The following is a 19,181-nucleotide window of genomic DNA, read 5'->3' as shown; positions in this document are numbered from 1 at the left end:
TAAATTTGAGAAAGTTGCTGAGAATTACGCTAAAACCCTGATCCCCAAGCCAAAAGGTTCATGCTAGTCTGTTGCAGTTATAAATAAAAAGTGAAAACGGAACGAGTTCAAGTTTTTCAGGAGGGAAGTCACTTTCCGAAAGTGAAAAATCCCGCAAATCATAAAACTTAAGTTCTACAGTCGCTTAAAAAACGGACGCATGAATCAAAGATATTTCTGGACTATTGTCACCCTGCTTGTGACTGTTTTGGGTTTACCCACAGTCGGTTGCACTCAAACCACCAAGGGAAATGCGCTAGCTTCCCAAAAATCACCTACCACTGATGTGGTGAAGGTGGGAGAGTTTCAATCAACAGCAGGGAAACAAACGTTGGATGCTGTGATTACAGAAATTCATCCTCACAACATCGGGGGACGTAAGGCGGCAACCCTTTTTATCAAAAATATTCCCGTTCTCACCTTTTTGAGTTCTGTAGCAGATACGAGTCTAGAAACTAAAAAAGTTGGTGCAATTGGAAATACTGGGGGCGTACAATCGTACGCCCTTATTGCTAGCAATTCATCGGCAGTGGGTACTGGGAACGTAACGGGTGCAAATAACCAGATTAGCTCTGTTGACAATGACCCGGTTCAGATAGCTGGTGTAATAGCAGCTAAGATCAACCAGTTGAATCGGGAAAATGTGGACGGCAGTAAGATTACCGTAAGTTGGAAAGCAGGGGGCGAATCTACAGTTGCTAATCAAGCGCAAAACAAAAGCGCCCCCCTCCAGCAAAATGGCGATCGCTATGTAATCAAAATTAACGGCGAAGAATTGGTCGAAATCAACGAAGGTACGCGATTAGCAGGTACTACCAACAATCTTGCGGAAGATGCATTGCAAGCAACCAATCGCCTACGGAGGCTACTAGGCAATGCATCTCCCTTAAAAGAAATTGCGAATTTACCAGTGCGTCTGCCAATATCAATACCCAAATTGCCAAAAGAGATTGTCGTCGGCCCAGTGCGAATCTCTTTCGGAGGCATGGCTTCCTATTATGGCTATGATGGTTCTGGTAATCGGACTGCTAGCGGTCAGAGGTTCAATCCAGAAGAAATGACTGCCGCCCATCGTAGCTTACCCTTTGGTACGCAAGTTCGTGTAACTAACACCCGCAATGGTCGTTGTGTGGTAGTGCGGATTAATGACCGAGGTCCATTCGTTCGGGGTCGAGTCATAGACCTATCTGCTGGCGCGGCTCGAATTTTGGGAATGATGGGCAGTGGCGTGGCACCAGTGCATATTGAAGTCTTAGGGAATAGGGAATAGGGACTGGGGAGATGAGAGAGACAAGGGGGACAAGGGGGAATTATTGAATAAGTCTCTCCCTTGTCTCCCCCCTCTTCTTTGTCTCCCTTGTCTCTTCTCCATGCCCAATGCCCAATCCCCAGTTCCGTATCACTTAATTCCCCTAGTTGAATCATCTCTTCCCTCTATTTCAGATATAAACTAGCGGGGGAGGGATCGATAAGAACTAGGGGTATTTTTGTGCGCCTGCTGACAACAGTCGCAGCTTTACGCTGCTATTTAACTAAACGCTGCTCAGAAAACAAGCTGATTGCAGTTACTGAGGATCTGAGACTAGATGAGATGACTGGCTGGTATCAGACGGCAGTCGGTCTGGTGCCAACGATGGGGAATTTGCATCAAGGTCATTTAAGCTTAATCCAACGGGCGCGGCAAGAAAATTCTACAGTGATTGTTAGTATTTTCGTCAATCCTCTACAATTTGCTCCCAATGAGGATTATCAACGCTATCCCCACACTTTAGAAGAAGATCAACAACTTTGCGAACAAGCTGGGGTAGATGCTATTTTTGCACCGACTCCGGAAGAAATGGCAGTTCCTCAGAAGAGTATACAAGAATCAAAGGTTACACAAGTTATCCCCCCATCTGCTATGATAACAGGCTTGTGTGGTCGTTCTCGGCTAGGTCACTTTCAGGGTGTCGCTACGATTGTGACCAAACTTTTCAACTTGGTACAGCCTGACCGTGCCTACTTTGGTCAAAAGGATGGTCAGCAACTGGCAATTATTAAACGCTTAGTAGCTGACTTAAATTTGCCAGTAGAGATTGTCGGTTGTCCAACAGTGCGGGAAGCCTCGGGTCTTGCCTTCAGTTCTCGTAATCAATATTTGACTGCAACGGCAAAAGAGCAGGCAGCGGTGTTATATCGTGGCTTGCGACGAGCTAAAGCTGCGTTTCGGGCTGGGGAACGCAATAGCAACAAGTTGATAGCAATGGTACAGCAAGAAGTGGCAATGGTCAGCACGGTCTCAGTGGAATATATTGAATTGGTTGAACCGACTACGTTGATGTCTTTAGAAAAAGTTCAGGAGGAAGGAATGTTGGCGATCGCAGCTCGTCTTGGTTCTACACGTTTGATTGACAATACGATATTGCGCGATCGCCAACCCATCATTGCCATTGATGGCCCAGCTGGTGCTGGAAAATCTACAGTGGCACGTCAAGTGGCAGCAAGCCTGAATTTAGTCTATTTAGATTCAGGAGCAATGTACCGTGCTGTCACTTGGTTAGTACTGCAAAAGGGTATTCTCATTGATGATGAGTGTGCGATCGCCGAATTAGCTAACCAGTGTAAAATTGAACTGACTCCCAATCAGGATTTACAATCTCCGGTGCGGGTTCGGATTAACGGTAGTGATGTTACCCAGGCAATTCGCACGATTGAGGTAACATCTCTTGTATCGGCGATCGCCGCACAAACTGCTGTCCGTCAAGCACTGGTTAAACAACAGCAAAACTGGGGTAAAAGAGGTGGTTTAGTCGCTGAAGGTCGGGACATTGGCACTCATGTGTTCCCCGATGCCGAAGTTAAAATCTTCTTAACCGCTTCTGTAAGTGAACGCGCCCGTCGCCGCCAGCAAGACTTTAACAAACAAGGTCAACCTGAAGTGAGTTTAGAGCAGCTGGAACGCGATATTGCCAAACGTGACTGGAAAGATACTACACGCAAAGTTTCTCCTTTACAAAAAGCAGCGGATGCAATTGAAATTCAAACCGATGGTTTGGACGTGTCTGAAGTCACTGCACAAATCGTTAACTATTACCAGCAGCGTTTATCTCAGTGGTAATCACCGCTATTTGCTGTTAGTTTTTTAGTTTCAAAGGATGGTGGGTGAGTGATTATTTACTTACCATCCTCAAAACTGCATTTAAAAACAAAATAGATAATTTGACTATTGGCTATCTTCATTGCAAATGTAAGCCTTGTACGAGAAATTTTAGATTATTTAAGCATTAAATCATCTCGCTTTAGAATGATTTTTTATATCGTAATTAATCCTACTAAAGATAGAAGTATGCAAGCTTTAATTCCAAAATGCTAATTAATAGCGCTCTCTGGCGATGAAATATTAGCCATTTTTATTTATAATCATTAATTACTAGCGATTTGACTTATCACAAAAGTACTTTGTTTTCATCTTCACTTTCTCTTCACTTTGGTAGTAGAATGACGAAGTTTAGTTTTATGTTTGATCATGAAAAACATAAAACTTTCAAAAACAAAAGCTGCTAATTTCTCAAGCTTTTGCAATAGCTTTCAACTGGAAACCGATAAAGAGAGGATTTCACACAATGGTATTTGTACAAGAACCACTACCCTTTGACAAGGATGCTCTAGAGCCTTATGGCATGAAAGCTGAGACTTTCGAGTATCACTATGGCAAGCATCACAAAGCTTATGTAGACAACCTGAACAAGCTCACTGAAGGTACCGAACTTGCTGATAAGCCTCTGGAAGAAGTGATCAAAATTTCCTTTAAAGACTCCTCTAAGGCAGGAATCTTTAACAACGCTGCTCAAGTTTGGAACCACACCTTCTTCTGGAATTCTTTGAAACCCGCAGGTGGCGGCGCACCCACTGGTGAAATCGCAGCCAAGATTGATAAAGACTTCGGTAGCTTTGACAAATTCAAGGAAGAATTCTCTAATGCAGCCACAACTCAATTCGGCAGCGGCTGGTCTTGGCTGATTGATGATGGTGGTACGCTGAAGGTGATCAAAACACCAAATGCAGAAAATCCACTAGCTCATGGACAGAAGGCACTCCTAACCTTGGATGTTTGGGAACACGCTTACTATATTGACTACAAAAACGCTCGTCCAGCGTTTATCAAGAATTTCCTAGAACAGTTGGTGAACTGGGACTTTGTTGCTGAAAACTTGGCTAAGGCTTAATAAATTGCCAGTTTTGAACTGGCTGCGATGCCTTTTGGCAAGCTGCTTCTCTACGAGAGGCTTCGCCAATGCGTCTACGTGGCTTGTGCCAAATATGTAAAGTAGAAATAATCAGTTAATTGACCAACCTTGTTAGCAGTCACGAACTAGTCTCGTGGCTGTTTTTGGTTAACTGTTGAGGAGATGGGGGAGATTAGGGAGCAAAATCTAGCTTTTCTGAGAATTGCGATTCATTAATTATGACCGGGATAATGCTGTTGGTTTTGTGTCACAAATCGTAAAATAGCATTTGGATCGTAACTGGGACATACTCTATTTGCCCCAAGTTAGAGCTAAAAATTTTGAAAACTAGACTTAGGAGTAAAAACAATAGTGCAAGCTGTACAACAAGAACTGACGCTAGAAAAGGTAAATAAAGCTATTGAGGCAATCCTGAATGTTTTGGATGTTCCCGAACCTGGAAATGATTTACACGCCAAGGCTTTATCTGCCTTTATAAATGGCGATTACCAAACTGTAAAGCGGTTAGCCTCGACCAATTTATCTGATTGTTATGTTAAGGCACTGGGTTATTTAGGTGGGGCTTTGAAGCTAACACCAAACACTGACACAATTCTGGCAGAGTCGGCACGAGCAGCGGCTGACTTTGCACGAGAGAGAACATTACGTAAACTTGGAGATGCGTTGGCGAAAGCCTTATCGTAGACATTGCATCTGCACTCAACTAAAAATTTTTCTTAGAGGAAACGCAGAGGCACAGAGAGAAAAAACGAGATTTTTCAAGTCACCTTGAAAGGGCTAGGCTTTCCTAGAATAGCGTAGGCGTAGCCCGTCCTAAACATCGCCACTTAATAGTTCATCTGAACTATAAATTATAAATAAAAAGGGAGATTAAAATTGTCTACGAAAGTTGATATCCTGATCAGATATAGATTTTCTTAAATTCGAGCAAATGTCAAATAATGAGCTAACGGGCAGTAGTAAAGAACTAGCGCAATACATCGAAGCAACGAATAGCATCTCTAAACCTTGGCTATTGGTACAACTGCGCCTCAAAAAATTGCAAGAGCGTCGAGCCACCCTTACAAACGATGTCTATACCAAAGAATTAGAAGATATTTACCAAGATTTGATGAATTTGGGGGAATGGTGGCGTGGTATTGAAGATGAGGTATTTTAAAGTGAGGAGTTATGAGTTTTCCTAACTCCTAACTTTTAATTTAGAGGATGTTTGAAAAGTCAAAACGAGTGAAAAATTATGCAAGTCGTCTGACCATGAGCTGAATCATTGCTATGTATATAAAAGTCTCCGAATTTTTTGGTAGTCGTTCATAATCCGTGACTTTTACGCCGACACCAATTAAGCCAACCAAAAGTTCGCTCTACAACCCAACGCTTAGGTAAATGGACAAAACCTTTCTTCTTCTAGGGGTCGAAGAACAATTTCCACAATCCACCGAAACATATCCATTGACGCGCTGTATGGCTTTTACACAAATCAACAGCGAAGTCACTCAATTGCAGCAAGTGCATATCGACTTGACTAGATACGGTTTCTTTGGGCTTGGTGGTAAGGTTCATAGCATCACATTTTATAATGCCGATCAAAAGCAAGAAAAGATTGTCTGTAAATCTAATTGTCGTTTATGAGCAGCAGAAGTCAATTAACGGGACTTAAACATTTTTGAGGAATAAACAAGCCTCAAACCCATACAGGGTATGGGAAATACACCAAATGCTCAAAAATGGCTCGAACCCAGATATATCAATAAACCAAGTAAAACGATGTTAAAGTCTCTCTGTATATACATTTGAGGCTTTTTTCTGGGTGTTTTTGTCTAAGTCCCATTGATTAGCGATCGCAAACATTGACAAATTTGTTACTTTTATTAAACAATAAAAGATTATGAAATTAAGCAGAATTGGCTTAGTTTTAACAATGAGGTGACTGAATTTGAAGCAAGCTCATCAAGCAATTACATTCATAATCGCAGGCGTGGTTCTATCCACGTTCCCTAACATAGCTCTGGCTCAATCTAAAATACAGTCAAGTCAACAAGTTAGATATACCGGCCCATTTACTAATACAACTTTTAAGGAGAGTGGTAACGTAGTTATAGAACTTTTGCTTGAACCTCAAAATAGAATATCTGGCTACATCAATTTTACAAACTATCCAGGTGTATCGACTCTCTGCGGAGCAGGGAAATTTGCAGGAATACGACAAGGGCGTAATTTGCTATTTAATTTTGTTTCTAGTGACCCAGATCGTGGCTGCGGATTTGATCGGGGATTGAAGTTTACAGTTAGGGCAACTCTTTCACAGGAAAACCGTACGTTACAAAATGGAAGTTACCGAATCAATGATTCACAGGCAGGTGTTTTTACAGCTAGTTCTTCTAATGCACTTGTACACCCCTGCAATGATGATAGAATAAACGATAATTACAAGAAAAATGATTTAAATTATCATTATTATAGTCTTATAAGTAGAATTTGTTCTAAAACTCTGAAAGGCTGCACTAGGGAAAAAGTTTTTCAAACTATGATTTCACAAGAGCAGTTCATTGTGCCTTCTCCTTTTGATGATAAACCAGTAGTCAATTGCCGAGAAAAAACTTTACCTATTGGAAATCCAATTAGAACTACTATCAATTCAAGTGACTACTCAATAACAAATTACACACTTCCTAGACATATGTTTTATCCAGGCAAGATTACTCGGAGAGTTATTGAAACAAATGATGCGATCGCAGTAACAACAATTGGAGAAGGGGTAGGCGACTACAAAAAATTCAACATATGGGCGGCTCCAGATATATGGAGTCGTGCTGATATCCTTTTAAGTGCAAGAGTAAGGTTGATTTTGTCAAACAAAAATTAATTAGTGTAAAGGCTCCAAGTATAGCAAGCACAACATAACAACCCGTTTGAAGGGGAGCATCCCAATTCGTGTTCCGAACACACCTGAGTCATTTAACCACCTGTGTGTGGATGATCGTTTTCTGACTGTTTTTCATTCATATTATTGATAGTTGATTGGTTTTATGAAACGATTTTTTTTGGGGGAGATGGGCAAAACCCCCACCACCTCACACCAGGTAGTAGGGGATTATTCTTTAGTCAAAATTTCAAAGCTGAATCTGCAGCAAACTGGCAGGGTGACATTATGTCTATGAAATATTAAAAATGCTTCCAGAAACTCCTGAGCCTATTTTATTAACCCAAATTTTTGCCAAGCTTACTTCTTTAGGACGTATTCATCCTATTTCTACAGGCGCTGAACCCTCTTAAATTGGTTAAGGTATTGTCGTATAGTCCAGCTTCGTGTCTACTATCTATCAAGAACGTATACCGATAGAGCTTTTTTACAATCTGCCAGACTTTTCAAACATCCTCTTAAAATGCAACCTGATGCCTGAAGCTCTCGATCAAGTCGATTATGATACTCTCGATGCCGCAAAGCGACGCTTCATTGATGCCGCAAAACGCACACTTGGGTTTGCAAGCGCTTATGGTATCGTGCCTGCATCGGGTCTCGGAGCAAGCGCTAATGCTTTCAACTTCAACCTTACTCCGTTTCTGGAGGCAGGGGCTAGAGAACTTTCTATGACACTTGTCCCGGAAGGACTGGGCACCGCAGACGATACCCGCCCTGACGACCTCTGTGAAGAAGAGCTTCGACGATTCTGGTGGAACATTGGTATCAAAATTATCTCGTGTCTGACGAATGACGCTGCAACCTCAGGTATGCAGACTATACTTCTCGGTCTCTATCTGCCGTCGAGTACTCCTGAAACGATCTTCACCCCCGCTTTTCTTGATGGGTTTCTTGATGGAGTAGTTGAGGGGTGCAAACAAGTGGGGTGTGTCTATCTCTCAGGAGAAACTCCTCAACTAAAAACTAAGATGATTTCAGGCCGGCTCGACATTGCAGGCTCGGTTTTTGGAGTCATGCCTGCTGGTGTCATTCCCATTGATAGCTCGCGTCTGGATGCCGGAAATACCATTGTTCTTGTCGAGAGTTCCGGGCCCCATGAGAACGGCTTTACTCCAATGCGAAAGCTCGCTGAGTCTCTCCCTGACGGGTACAGAACAAAACTTGCGAGTGGGCAGGAGTTCTGGAAAGCGATGAATGCCGCGTCATATCTCTACACACCGCTTGTGCAGGCGGTGCTTAGCGAAGGAATCCGTCCCACTGCGATGGAGAACATCACTGGCCATGGATGGCAAAAGCTGATGCGGTCAGTGAAGCCGCTCCGGTATGTCATCGAAACGATGCTCCCAGTGCCGGAGATATTTACGTTTGTCGAAGGTCATCTTGAAGGTGGGGCAGCGACGATGCTTTCCGTGTTCAATTACGGAGCAGGATTTGCATTCTATACAGAGTCGGAGCAGGATGCAGAGAGGATCGTTCTGCTCGCAAGAGAACATAAGCTCTCGGCTGTGGTTGCAGGACGGGTTGAAGCGTTTCTTACGCGTGAGGTAGTGGTAAAACCGCTTGGAGTCACCTTGAAGGGAGATTCTTTTGGAATTGCACGAGGGGTATAATTAACCGCAGTGATCGCCAGTTTTCTTGGAGCTATTGTAGATAATTATCTATTTTTAATAACAGAATATTCTTACTTATGATTACATTAGAGTGTAATTACTGACACAATTTAAAATTTTTATACACTAAATTGGGTAGCTTTTCCAGCTTATTAGAAATAATTACTCTACTAAGCCTTTAGTTTCTAAGTCATTTACCACAAATACTATAAACGTATTTATGCAATTTGTGATGCAATATTTATTACTACTTAATTTTAAAGTAGTCCAAAACACGCATGACTACTGAGGTTAAGATTTGCTAACGTAGTCTTAACATATTGAAAAATTTGCTGAAAAAGCTGAGAAAGTAGCAGCCAACACTAATTTTTAGTGCTGGGTCCTTCTCATCTCTAGGTGTGGGGTTTTAGTGTGTTGAAAGTATATATTTTTATTCAGAGGGAGTTATGGCTGTAAATTTGGCCCAAACTACTGCTTCTGCAGAACTTTTGAAGCAAGTATTCCAGAACATTGATGCACATAGTTGTCCGAGATTATTCAACTTTCATATGCACACTCTCTACTCGGATGGGAGGTTGCAGCCGAATAGATTGATGGAGCAGGCGATCGCTATTGGGCTAAAAGGGTTAGCGATCACCGACCATCATGGTATTATCGGCTATCAAGCTGCACTTGCTTGGTTAGAAGACTGGAAGTGGAATAATCCTGGTGCAAGCACTCCTTACCTGTGGAGTGGCGTGGAAATTAATGCCAACCTTTTGGATATAGAAGTTCACATTTTAGCTTACGCTTTTGCAACAGAACACCCTAGTATCAAGCCCTATCTACAAAGAAGGGCGACTACAGGCCAAGATTATCAGGCAAGTAACGTGATTGCCGCTATTCATGAAGCTGGGGGATTAGCAGTTCTGGCTCATCCAGCTCGTTACAAGCGATCGTATTTTGACTTAATTCCAGCTGCTGCTCAAAAGGGTATCGATGGCGTGGAAACTTTCTACGCATATAATAACCCCAACCCCTGGCAACCCAGCATATTGGAATCAGAACAAGTGCAAAAGTTGGCTGATGAATACTTTCTTTTCAATACATGTGGTACTGACACCCACGGTTTGAACTTGCTACAACGCTTGTAAAGATGAATCGAATCAATTTTTTTCAACTCTCCTGGTTCAATCTGCCAGGAGGTTATTCTATTTTGAATTTTCCATTAGTCAAGCCTGATATAAACCCAGATTTTGCAGGTTAGTTTGAAAATCATGATGCTAACTAAACAAAGAAACTGCTGACTACAATATTTCTGGACTTTGGACTAAAAGGCTAGAGAAAAGCAGTCAGCTGTAACACTGACTGGCGTAAAGTCAATGAAAGTAATTGATAAATCATTGACGTGATGATCCTGACACGATTAGAAAAATTCCGCCAAGCTATCTACAATTATTTGGGGAAGGCTAAAGATGCAGTATTTGAATTGATGGATGCAGTATTGACAAGTCCGAGTATCCCATCATTTGTAAGCTTGTCGCAAAGCCCAGTATTTCGACGGCAATGGTCGAGCATTTATACAGCACTGCATGATAGTCGTCCACCGAAAAGGAAGCGAAAAGGAAGCTGCTGGTACAAGAGGTAGCGACGGATGAACAGCCATTTCTAGCAGGAGATCATAGCTTTTGGGCACGACCAGAAGCGAAGACACTAAAAGAAAGAACTTTTCATGGGGATAGAGGGGGAAGCATAAGCATCGGACAAAGTTACAGTACGTTAGCGTGGATACCAGAGGCGCAAATCATTAATTTCACCCATCAGCCTCACCCCATTGCACCGCATCCAAAAATTCCACCGCATCGCTTCCCCAAGTTCCCCAAGCACCCGTTCCTGGTTCGCAATGTTTTTCCCACTCCCGCCAAGTTGATTGTCTAGCCTGCCTAGCCTCTCTATCCTGATGCTCCTCTACAGCAGGGAACAGAGACAACCTGCTTTTAAGAAACATCCGGCGGCATGCGGACGCAGCACAGGAGCATCAAGGCACGGCATCTGCTGTCAAGGCTTCCAGTTCACGAAGAGCACGATCAAGGCAGGCGCCAAGATCAGCTGTCGGTTCGGACAACCAGGACGCCACCGCGTGGACGAATGCAGCCATACCAATTTGAGCGCCTAGGCTTGCCAACTGATTGTCAACGCCTCGGTCCCGCAATGCCTCCGCTAACGCTTCCGTAAGTGCCGAGATTTTCGCTAATTCCCGCTCACGGAGGGCTGGCGTGCGGGCGATGAGTTGCTGCCTTGGCTTTGCGAAGGAACGGTTCATCTCCAACACAGGCGCGACTGATCGAAACGCTTGAAACAGGATAGCCAATGGTGCTAGCCCATTGGGCACTTGCGCGACAGCAAGCGTCAAGGCTGAACGCAGTCTGCCCTCACCATCAAACAATACCTCTCGCTTGTCCGGAAAATACCGGAAGAAAGTCCGCTCCGTTACGCCTGCGCACGCGGCAATCTCGGCAGTCGTAGTCTGATCATAACCGCGCTCGCGGTACAACTCCAAAGCCGCCTGCTGCAAACGACTCCGCACATCATCCCGACCCTGTGTCACAAAACTCATTATTACCTCTTGTCAGTCACTGACAACGCATGTATATTATATATGTCAGTCACTGACATCATGTCAATTGCTCAATCTCGCACGGATGGCCGAAACGCTTCAATATAACAAAAGGAAACATAATATGCGTGTATTTATAACAGGGGCAAACGGCTGGGTAGGGTCCGCTGTCACGCGTGAGCTGCTTAATGCCGGCCATGTCGTGACCGGGCTGGTTCGCTCGAAAGAGAAAGCTGATGCGCTTTCTGCCGCAGGGGCCAAGCCGCTTATCGGCTCTCTGCGCGATCTTCACATTCTTCAGGAGGGCGCTGCTGACGCGGACGGAATTATCCATACCGCCTTTGGCCTCGATATGTCGAAGATCGTGGAGCTGAGTGAAGAAGACCGCCGAGCAATCGAAACTTTTGGGGAGGTGTTCGCGGGGTCGGACCGGCCGATTATCGTGACAAGCGGCATTGGCTTGATGCCGCTGGGCGAGACTTTTAGGGAGGACTCGCCGTCGCCGCCCATCAACCCGGCGTTCCCACGCGCATCCGAGCAGACGGCCTTCGCGCTTGCCTGCCGTGGGCTGCGCGCAACCGTTGTCCGACTTCCGCGCTCGGTTCACGGCATCGGGGAGCAGCACGGCTTCATCCCCCAGTTGGCCAAACTGGCTCGCAATAAGTCTGTTTCCGCCTATGTTGGCGACGGGCAGAACCTATGGCCCTCAGTGCACAGGCTGGATGCAGCGCGCGTCTTTTGTCTGGCGCTCGAACACGGTGTCCAAGGCGGTCCGTTCCACGCGGTCGCTGATGCAGGCGTTCCATTCAAGCTCATCGCCGAGGCCATAGGCCGGCAGGTGGGCGTGCCGATTCGGTCGCTGACACCTCAAGAAGCGGAAGCGCATTTTGGGGGGGTTGCGTTATGGGTGGCGGGTAATGGACCTGCTTCTAGCGAACGGACAAAGTCAACTCTCGGCTGGCAGCCAAGGGAAATGGATCTCATTTCCGATATTGATCGGCAGGACTATTTTGCGTAGTTGCCTTTTCAGTTACAAGCGCAGCATGTCGGAAGCAGACGGTATGTGTGCCGATACTAGGATATATAACCACCCTATGGGTGGAAAATCTTAGCAACTCATTACAAGCCTTGCTACACCCCATGTTGCGCTATGCGAAATATTAACCCTCGCTCAAGCCTATATCGGCGGCACGGGAAAAACTGCTAGGTGCATTCGCGGCTAGTCCGCCTTGAGTCAATAAATCAATTTTATCTGTGCCAATGGTGAAGTCAGTAATGCGATCGCTTGCTGATACTAATGATTGTCCAAACTGGAAGATAAATATATCTGTGCCTACGCCACCATTTAAAGTATCAGCACCAGCACCACCATTCAAAAAATTATTTTCATCGTCGCCATTAAGAACATTGGCTATAGAGTTACCCGTGATCATGTCATTGAAAATCGAGAAGGTTAGCCCTGATTTCATCACTATTACAAAAGAATAATTAATAAGCTTTACAGTATAAAACTTTTATCCAAAACATTGATTTAGCAAGTCTGTGAGAAAATCAAAGTTTAAATTCTTGCCCTATATATAGTTGAAAAATTAAGTCTTATTTTTCTTTGCCTAGAGTAATAAAAGAGCGTTAAATAGAGAATTCTCATACTTTTGATAGATATGTTACAAAAAAAATAAATTAATAATTAGTCAGGAGCTAGGGCGATCTTATCCCAAGGAGAGACGCCAAGGGCAATAGCGTTCGTGTAGCGTCTCGTAGAGAAGTGGTAACGAGTCATCAAGCGTCTGGGGTCTCCCCAAGTCGAGCGACTAGCGTCGGTTAGGGAGGATCTAAAAGTGTCTAAGGTTACAGCCAAACACTTTTCAAACAACCTCTCAGTTAAAAGCCCAATTTAAAACTCAGGAGAAAACAATGTCTAACATCAACAACTACGGAGTAGATATGAACAATAAATCTTTAACAGAATTGAGCCTCAGCGCAGTGACGGAACTTAGCGATGAGGTTGCTGCTACTTGTAGTGGAGGTAGTGCAACTATATACCGGGATGTTGACTTTAAGGGGGGGGGTATAAAGTATTTTAATGGTGATTCCAACCTCGTTGATAACAATTTCAACGACACAACCTCATCTATTATTATTACAGGAAATGAAAGATGGAGGTTTTATAGAGACATAAACTTTAGGGGTCCGGCTAGAACTTTGGGACCAGGACGATATTCGTTTGTTGAGAATGAAGGTATTCCAAACGATTGGATTAGTTCTCTCAGACGTGTATCATAGATTTGACTTCTGTGCATCCGTTCTAGGAATTTTGCTTAGATAGTAAAAGGCCTCAGAATATTCATCCATTTCTGAGGCCTTTTACCATCTCAGTCCTCTGTTAAAACTTCCCTCATCCCCTCTCTAACTTGTAACAGAGATGCCGCAGGTGGAGTATGAGTTTTTGCACTCATCATCCGAACTTTATATTACTTAATCGTCTATATTGTGTCAAAGGCAGCGCTTAAAGGAGGGATGTTTGACAACAACCGCTCCGCGTCTACGCATTTTCTAAAAAGATAACGGCAAAAGTCAGATCCTAATCCTTTGATGACAAAACCCAGGAAGAATTACCCAAACAATTGCAAACTGCTTAAACCACAACTGTTTTGGCTTTACAAGCTTGCTATTCGTCTATAGTCGATTCTTGGTAGGAATCACAATCATTGAGAAATAAGGTACTTCATCTGGATCAACTTCATCCAGGGGTACAATGCGTTGCTGTGACGTTGATGCCCGCTCAATATATCTTGCGCGTGATGCTAACCCTAATTTATGCAGGATATCCCGTACTTTCGTAAAGTGGCGACCTAGCTTCATAATTGCCGCTGCATCGGTCATCAGCAGATGTGTAGTCAGTTCTTCTGCTGGCAGGGGGGCAGGTAAGACGGTGAGAATATCAGTGTAGTAGGTGAAAGGTACACCCAAGGCTACCGGACAAGCCATCAGTGAGGAAACTCCAGGGACAACTTCTGTTTCGTATTGGTCAGATAACCGTGTGAATAGGTACATGAACGAGCCATAGAAAAATGGATCACCTTCGCACAGCACCACGACATCTCGACCCGCTGCTAAATGGTCGGCGATTGGTTCAATTTCCTTGTCATAAATAGACTTTGCCTTTTCTGGCTCCAAAGCGCGGGGGAGGTGAAATAGCACCTCGATTTGATTACCAGGAAGATACTGTGCCACGATCGCTCTAGCGATACTCTTTTTATCTGTTGCTGATTGATAGGCAACCACGGGAGCCGCACGTAATAGCCGCAGCGCTTTCAGGGTCAATAGTTCTGGATCGCCTGGGCCGACACCAATTCCATAGAGACGACCTTTGGTTTTCATATTCATTCTTCCTCCGTTGCCAGGGCGTTAACTGCTGCTGCTGCGATCGCACTCCCACCGCGCCGACCATGTAAGGTCAAAAATGGTACATTTCTGCTGTCTGCGGCCAGTGCGGCTTTTGATTCCGCTGCACCGACAAACCCCACTGGAAAGCCTAAGATAATAGCAGGTTTGTCAGCTCCTTCATCGAGCATTTCTAACAGTCGGAACAGGGCTGTAGGCGCATTGCCAATTGCGATCACTGCGCCTTCCAGGTGCGATCGCCATAATTCTAAAGCTGCTGCCGACCTTGTAGTACCCATACACTGGGCAATTTCTGGCACTTTTGGTTCATTGAGGGTACAGATAACTTGATTATTTGCAGACAACCGTCGCCTAGTGACGCCATCGGCAACCATCCGGCAATCGCACAGAATTGGTGCTCCTGCTGCCAGTGCTGCCCTTGCGGATTGTACTGCTGTTGGTGAATATCCCAAGTCAGTGACAATATCCGTCATCCCACAGGCATGGATGAGACGTACAGCAACTTTTGCTACATCTGGTGGCAGCACATCTAGGTTTGCTTCTGACCGGATGATTGCAAAGGAATTACGGTAAATTTCGTTGGCATCTCGGATGTAGTCGGGCATTCAATTTTGAATTTTAAATTTTGGATTTTGGATTGATTTGTTAGTCAATATAGATATTCCCTTTTGATTAAAAGGATACCTAATTTAATTAACCGCAGAGGCGCAGAGAACACAGAGGAAGAGAAATAGAGGAATTGGGTAATCTTGCACTGTGAAGGGAGTAATCAATATCTGTATTTATCTGTATGCATTTGTGGTTCCATTTTCTAAATATTCATCAAATAACTGCTGTAATTGTGCTAAAGGATATCGATTAGCAAATTTCCAAAAGGACTCATTAGAATTTAGGCGTTGAATTTTATATACATATAGCATCCGCTCTATTAATACAGGTAGTTCGGCAAAAGTCACATATTGATGTATTTCTCGTCCGAATTTATGCTTGCTGTCACCAACATAAACGTGATAGGCCTCCACAGTTCCATTCTCAGCCTCAATGCTGACACCGAGTAGAGTAATATCACTCTTGCTATGCTGGGCACAAGATTTTTCGCAGCCACTAAAGTGGATATTAACTGGGCAATCCAGAGTAACGCGAGTTTCAAGATACTTTGCTAATGCCAAGGCATGATTCTTGGTATCCGTAGCAGAAGCGGCGCAACCCTTTTTGCCAGAACAAGCAACTAATGCACCCTTGATGTTGGTTGTTGAGGAATCTAATCCTAAAAAAGAAATTTCACTTTGGACATCGGCAACCCATTGCTGAGGAATATCTGTTAGAAGCAGATTTTGCCAAGGTGTTAACCTAAGAGTGCCGCTACCATATTTTGTTGCTAAATCTGCCAAACCCCGTATTTGCTTACTTTCCACTCGCCCAAGGGGCAAGACAACACCAATATAAAATAATCCCTGCTGACGTTGGCGATGGACGCCAATATGCTGATACTTAGCATCTGACCGCTGCCCCAACCCATCTCCTGCAAGGAAAGGGGAGAATTCCTCCTCTTTCCCTATTAAGGAAGGGAGTTGGGGGGTTAGGTCTTCTTTTGTTTCACTACATAAAAGAGAAAAAGGTAGATGCTGCTCAACTTCCTGGAGATAGTTTTCACAACCCAAAGTATTTAATAACTCTAAGAAACGTAGCCGACGCTTACTCGTAGTATTACTATGAACTAGATATACATCCGCCAAAGCTGCCAAGACGGGCAAACATTCCTCTGGTGGTAATAAAATTCCCATATCGCTAGGTGGTTGACCCTTTGCGCCTACACTGAGATGGAGGCGAAAATAAATATTATTGTCAACTAACACAGCGACAAAGGCGATATCATTCAAGCGATCGCCCACCCGAATTATCCCACCACCATCAAAGCAAACGCTAAATTTTGCCGACAGTCCCGAAAGCGCCGGATGTGCAGCAATATAATCATCCCAACCTTGGACAAAAGGGTGAGTGTTGATTAATTCCTGTGGGTCGATACCAGCAGTTGGGCTGGTCATAATATTGCGGATGTGGTCTACAACAGGATTGTGAGAACCCAGCCCCATATCTTGTAGGTGCTTCAGAACTTCAGCATTTATCCCCGTGTAGATTTCACGGACTTGTAAGTTAGCTCGATTAGTCACATCTACATAGCCGCCACCGTGCTGTTCTGCTATATCTGCGATCGCACGGCACTGCTGACTACTAATAATTCCACCTGGTATTCTAATGCGAGATAATATACCATCTGCGGCGGGTGTAGCATAAAACAAGCCAGGACAAGTGGCAAATCCTGAAAGCAAACTTGGAACTCCTTCCCTGTGCAGCGCAGGGAGTAGACGGTGAGTGTATCCTGAGGACATCTTTAGAGTTGGCATTCTGACTTGGGTAATCCCATCACAGCTGCGGCACAGTCCCGGAATTTCACCGGAGTTTCCCAACTCCAAGCTTTAGTAATTTAGCACGAGAAGGTAGTCAGAAAATTTAATGCTTCATATTTTGAACAGAAATGTTGAGCGCAGTGCCCACCTAAAAATACTAAGCTTAGATATCTGGTTCTCGCAGCCATCGGGCAACCATACCTGCCAAAACTGCACCGAAAATTGGGAACACGATGAAAATCCAAAGGTCAGCCAATGCCCAACCGCGAGTAAAGATAGCTGTGGCTAGCGATCGCACCGGATTGACGCTGGCATTTGTCACCGGAATGAGAATAAGATGCGCCAAGGTCAGCCCTAAACCGATGGGGATGGGTGCAGAGTGCTTGAAAGCGGGAGAAGATGTTACCCTCAAGATCAGTAGCACAAAGCCACAGGTAACAATCAATTCAGCTAATGCACAAGCCCACCAGCTATAGTTACCAGGGGAGTGAATTCCTACCCCATTAGAACCAAAGTTGGCTGTTGTAAACTCAGGCTTCCCTATACAAATCAAAAACAGGATAGTAGTCCCCCAAATTCCGCCGAGAACCTGACTTGCTATATAGGGCAAAATTTCTTTAGAAGAAAACTTGTTAGCTACCCAAAAACCAATTGTGACTGCGGGGTTGATGTGACATCCACTGATTGAACCAAAACTATAGGCAGCAGTTAACAAACTTAAGCCAAAAGCGATCGCTACCCCAGTAACTCCAACCCAAGGTACTGTACCAGAGATAACCGCAGTACCCACGCCCATCATCATCAACCAAGCTGTACCTAGAGCTTCTGCTAAACATCGTTTTGCTAATGAGTAACGATTCATGATAAATGCTATAACTAGCTAGTAATTCGCTATTTCTACCAAGACTATTGTCAATCAAAGGTGGCGCACTATTTGGGTCACCCTGCCGCAGCAATTAAGCAGCCGGACTGTTAGCAATGTTAAAAGAAATACTGCTGCGGTCAGCGAAGCTAGTCCCGCAAAAGATGGTTTTTTTGCACTTTTTAGGTGGCTGACTCATAACATTTATCTGCACTGCTCCAGATGCATAAGTTGGTAAGTTCTGATGAATTTTGATTTTTGAACAGCAAGATAAAATAGCACAAATACTTAATGAAATTTCGGTAATAATTTCTTGCCCAACACTTCAATCTCCTCATAACCAGGATACATGGTTTATTGAGTATTACCAATAGGAGAATTAAGTTTAAGTTTAATATTTGTACCTTTTTTGAGAGCAACTTCTCCACCAGGGCTAGATAAAACAAAAGCAGCCGCAGTTATACCACCTGCTAGTCCACCATGCTTGAATAGCTAAAACTTGGTAATCAAAATCAGCTAACTTTCCAGATTATACTCCTAAAAATCATTAAAAATTAACACAGAAAATCTGATAGTTGAGAAAAAATAACTGACAGCGTTTTTAAAATAAACCACAGACTAGGGATATAGCAATGCCGTGTCCCACAAAAATCTGTGATTCAATTAACTGAAAATAGCTGTAAACCAAAGTGCAATAATTCTAAATGGCAGGGCTGAGGGAATCCCTAAAATCAAAAATCCAAACGTTGCTCCAGCACCCATAAATATGATCCTATCCCTGTTCCAAAAATCCAACCCCGTAATCTAGTCAATCAGGGGGTGGCTTACCTAATATTTGCTGCTTAGTGGATTACAAATTTGCAATTTATGACCTACTAAACATCAAGAGGAAAATTTATAATTAAATCTAGTTTATCACCTCCAAAAATAATTATTAATTTCAATCAGCAGATTCACTTCTTTGGAATAATTACAAGCTAAATTACAGAAAGTTTATGAATATAAAATTGGAGATAATCCAAACTTTACCCAAAAGCTAAAGAAAAACTCAAAACTTTAATGATTGATTCAATCTTGAAAGATATATAATAAAGAGTAAAGCTTCTGATCATGAT

The 19,181-nt window shown here is 43.7% G+C and carries 18 protein-coding genes, 2 pseudogenes and 1 riboswitch; of the genes and pseudogenes, 11 read left to right on the top strand and 9 right to left on the bottom strand.

The genetic code is table 11. The features are described 5' to 3' along the window. Positions 1-199 precede the first annotated feature (199 nt). The 5 genes from V7K48_RS29010 to V7K48_RS28990 all read left to right on the top strand — a co-directional run bounded on the left by V7K48_RS29010 (position 200) and on the right by V7K48_RS28990 (position 5,424). Positions 200-1,309 (top strand): septal ring lytic transglycosylase RlpA family protein, encoded by a 1,110-nt coding sequence (locus V7K48_RS29010; protein WP_335077825.1) that lies wholly within the window; start codon positions 200-202, stop codon positions 1,307-1,309. 219 nt (positions 1,310-1,528) lie between these two features. Continuing rightward, the gene (locus tag V7K48_RS29005) at positions 1,529-3,136 is read left to right on the top strand and encodes a bifunctional pantoate--beta-alanine ligase/(d)CMP kinase (RefSeq protein ID WP_335077823.1); all 1,608 of its coding nucleotides are present in this window, start codon (positions 1,529-1,531) and stop codon (positions 3,134-3,136) included. 505 nt (positions 3,137-3,641) lie between these two features. Beyond that, a complete protein-coding gene (locus V7K48_RS29000; protein ID WP_334722134.1) occupies positions 3,642-4,244 on the top strand; it encodes a superoxide dismutase in 603 nt (200 codons plus the stop codon). Between the two features lie 372 nt (positions 4,245-4,616). Further along, positions 4,617-4,949, top strand: coding sequence for a hypothetical protein (locus V7K48_RS28995; RefSeq protein WP_335077821.1), 333 nt, complete (start codon positions 4,617-4,619; stop codon positions 4,947-4,949). 247 nt (positions 4,950-5,196) lie between these two features. After that, positions 5,197-5,424 carry a hypothetical protein gene (locus V7K48_RS28990; protein ID WP_273765020.1) on the top strand — a complete coding sequence of 76 codons (228 nt, stop codon included), beginning with the start codon at positions 5,197-5,199 and terminating at the stop codon, positions 5,422-5,424. Between the two features lie 76 nt (positions 5,425-5,500). Here V7K48_RS28990 and V7K48_RS28985 read toward each other — a convergent pair. Further along, positions 5,501-5,663, bottom strand: a pseudogene (locus V7K48_RS28985) (transposase); the annotation flags it as partial. Positions 5,664-5,669: 6 nt separating this feature from the next. After that, positions 5,670-5,825, bottom strand: a complete 156-nt coding sequence (locus V7K48_RS28980) for a hypothetical protein (protein ID WP_335077819.1) — start codon at positions 5,823-5,825, stop codon at positions 5,670-5,672. A gap of 373 nt (positions 5,826-6,198) precedes the next feature. Here V7K48_RS28980 and V7K48_RS28975 point away from each other — a divergent pair, with 373 nt between their 5' ends. The 4 genes and pseudogenes from V7K48_RS28975 to V7K48_RS35215 all read left to right on the top strand — a co-directional run. Beyond that, positions 6,199-7,128, top strand: coding sequence for a hypothetical protein (locus tag V7K48_RS28975; RefSeq protein WP_335077816.1), 930 nt, complete (start codon positions 6,199-6,201; stop codon positions 7,126-7,128). 443 nt (positions 7,129-7,571) lie between these two features. Beyond that, a complete protein-coding gene (locus V7K48_RS28970; protein WP_335077814.1) occupies positions 7,572-8,795 on the top strand; it encodes an AIR synthase related protein in 1,224 nt (407 codons plus the stop codon). A gap of 446 nt (positions 8,796-9,241) precedes the next feature. Next, on the top strand, positions 9,242-9,928 hold the full coding sequence (locus V7K48_RS28965) for a PHP domain-containing protein (RefSeq protein WP_335077812.1): 687 nt from the start codon (positions 9,242-9,244) through the stop codon (positions 9,926-9,928). A gap of 257 nt (positions 9,929-10,185) precedes the next feature. Beyond that, positions 10,186-10,574 (top strand): annotated as a pseudogene (locus V7K48_RS35215) (NF041680 family putative transposase); the annotation flags it as partial. Between the two features lie 13 nt (positions 10,575-10,587). Here the strand turns inward: V7K48_RS35215 and V7K48_RS28960 are convergent. Both V7K48_RS28960 and V7K48_RS28955 read right to left on the bottom strand, forming a co-directional pair. After that, positions 10,588-10,782 (bottom strand): hypothetical protein, encoded by a 195-nt coding sequence (locus V7K48_RS28960; RefSeq protein WP_335077810.1) that lies wholly within the window; start codon positions 10,780-10,782, stop codon positions 10,588-10,590. A gap of 30 nt (positions 10,783-10,812) precedes the next feature. Then, positions 10,813-11,391, bottom strand: a complete 579-nt coding sequence (locus tag V7K48_RS28955; protein WP_335077808.1) for a TetR family transcriptional regulator — start codon at positions 11,389-11,391, stop codon at positions 10,813-10,815. 67 nt (positions 11,392-11,458) lie between these two features. Between V7K48_RS28955 and V7K48_RS28950 the strand changes: the two genes are divergently transcribed. Further along, the gene (locus V7K48_RS28950) at positions 11,459-12,409 is read left to right on the top strand and encodes an SDR family oxidoreductase (RefSeq protein ID WP_335077805.1); all 951 of its coding nucleotides are present in this window, start codon (positions 11,459-11,461) and stop codon (positions 12,407-12,409) included. A 142-nt stretch (positions 12,410-12,551) separates the two neighbouring features. Here the strand turns inward: V7K48_RS28950 and V7K48_RS28945 are convergent, their stop codons facing one another. Continuing rightward, positions 12,552-12,860 carry a M10 family metallopeptidase C-terminal domain-containing protein gene (locus tag V7K48_RS28945; protein ID WP_335077803.1) on the bottom strand — a complete coding sequence of 103 codons (309 nt, stop codon included), beginning with the start codon at positions 12,858-12,860 and terminating at the stop codon, positions 12,552-12,554. Between the two features lie 445 nt (positions 12,861-13,305). Here V7K48_RS28945 and V7K48_RS28940 point away from each other — a divergent pair, with 445 nt between their 5' ends. Beyond that, positions 13,306-13,674 carry a beta/gamma crystallin-related protein gene (locus V7K48_RS28940; RefSeq protein WP_335077801.1) on the top strand — a complete coding sequence of 123 codons (369 nt, stop codon included), beginning with the start codon at positions 13,306-13,308 and terminating at the stop codon, positions 13,672-13,674. A gap of 393 nt (positions 13,675-14,067) precedes the next feature. Here V7K48_RS28940 and V7K48_RS28935 read toward each other — a convergent pair whose 3' ends face one another. From V7K48_RS28935 to aqpZ, 4 genes are all read right to left on the bottom strand, one after another. Further along, entirely contained in the window at positions 14,068-14,772 is a 705-nt protein-coding gene (locus V7K48_RS28935) for a precorrin-2 C(20)-methyltransferase (protein WP_335077799.1), read from the bottom strand. 2 nt (positions 14,773-14,774) lie between these two features. Then, positions 14,775-15,401, bottom strand: a complete 627-nt coding sequence (locus V7K48_RS28930) for a precorrin-8X methylmutase (RefSeq protein ID WP_335077797.1) — start codon at positions 15,399-15,401, stop codon at positions 14,775-14,777. Between the two features lie 177 nt (positions 15,402-15,578). Then, positions 15,579-17,186 carry a precorrin-3B synthase gene (gene cobG / locus V7K48_RS28925; protein ID WP_442949486.1) on the bottom strand — a complete coding sequence of 536 codons (1,608 nt, stop codon included), beginning with the start codon at positions 17,184-17,186 and terminating at the stop codon, positions 15,579-15,581. A 1-nt stretch (position 17,187) separates the two neighbouring features. Further along, a riboswitch (adenosylcobalamin-variant (AdoCbl-variant) riboswitch) is annotated at positions 17,188-17,271 on the bottom strand. Positions 17,272-17,367: 96 nt separating this feature from the next. Then, positions 17,368-18,066: an aquaporin Z gene (gene aqpZ / locus V7K48_RS28920; protein WP_335077793.1), complete on the bottom strand. Its 699-nt coding sequence runs from the start codon at positions 18,064-18,066 to the stop codon at positions 17,368-17,370. Positions 18,067-19,181 lie beyond the last annotated feature (1,115 nt).

The organism is Nostoc sp. (assembly GCF_036919615.1).
In the GTDB taxonomy this organism is placed as follows: domain Bacteria; phylum Cyanobacteriota; class Cyanobacteriia; order Cyanobacteriales; family Nostocaceae; genus Nostoc.
This window is presented reverse-complemented; position numbering and strand designations above follow the sequence as displayed.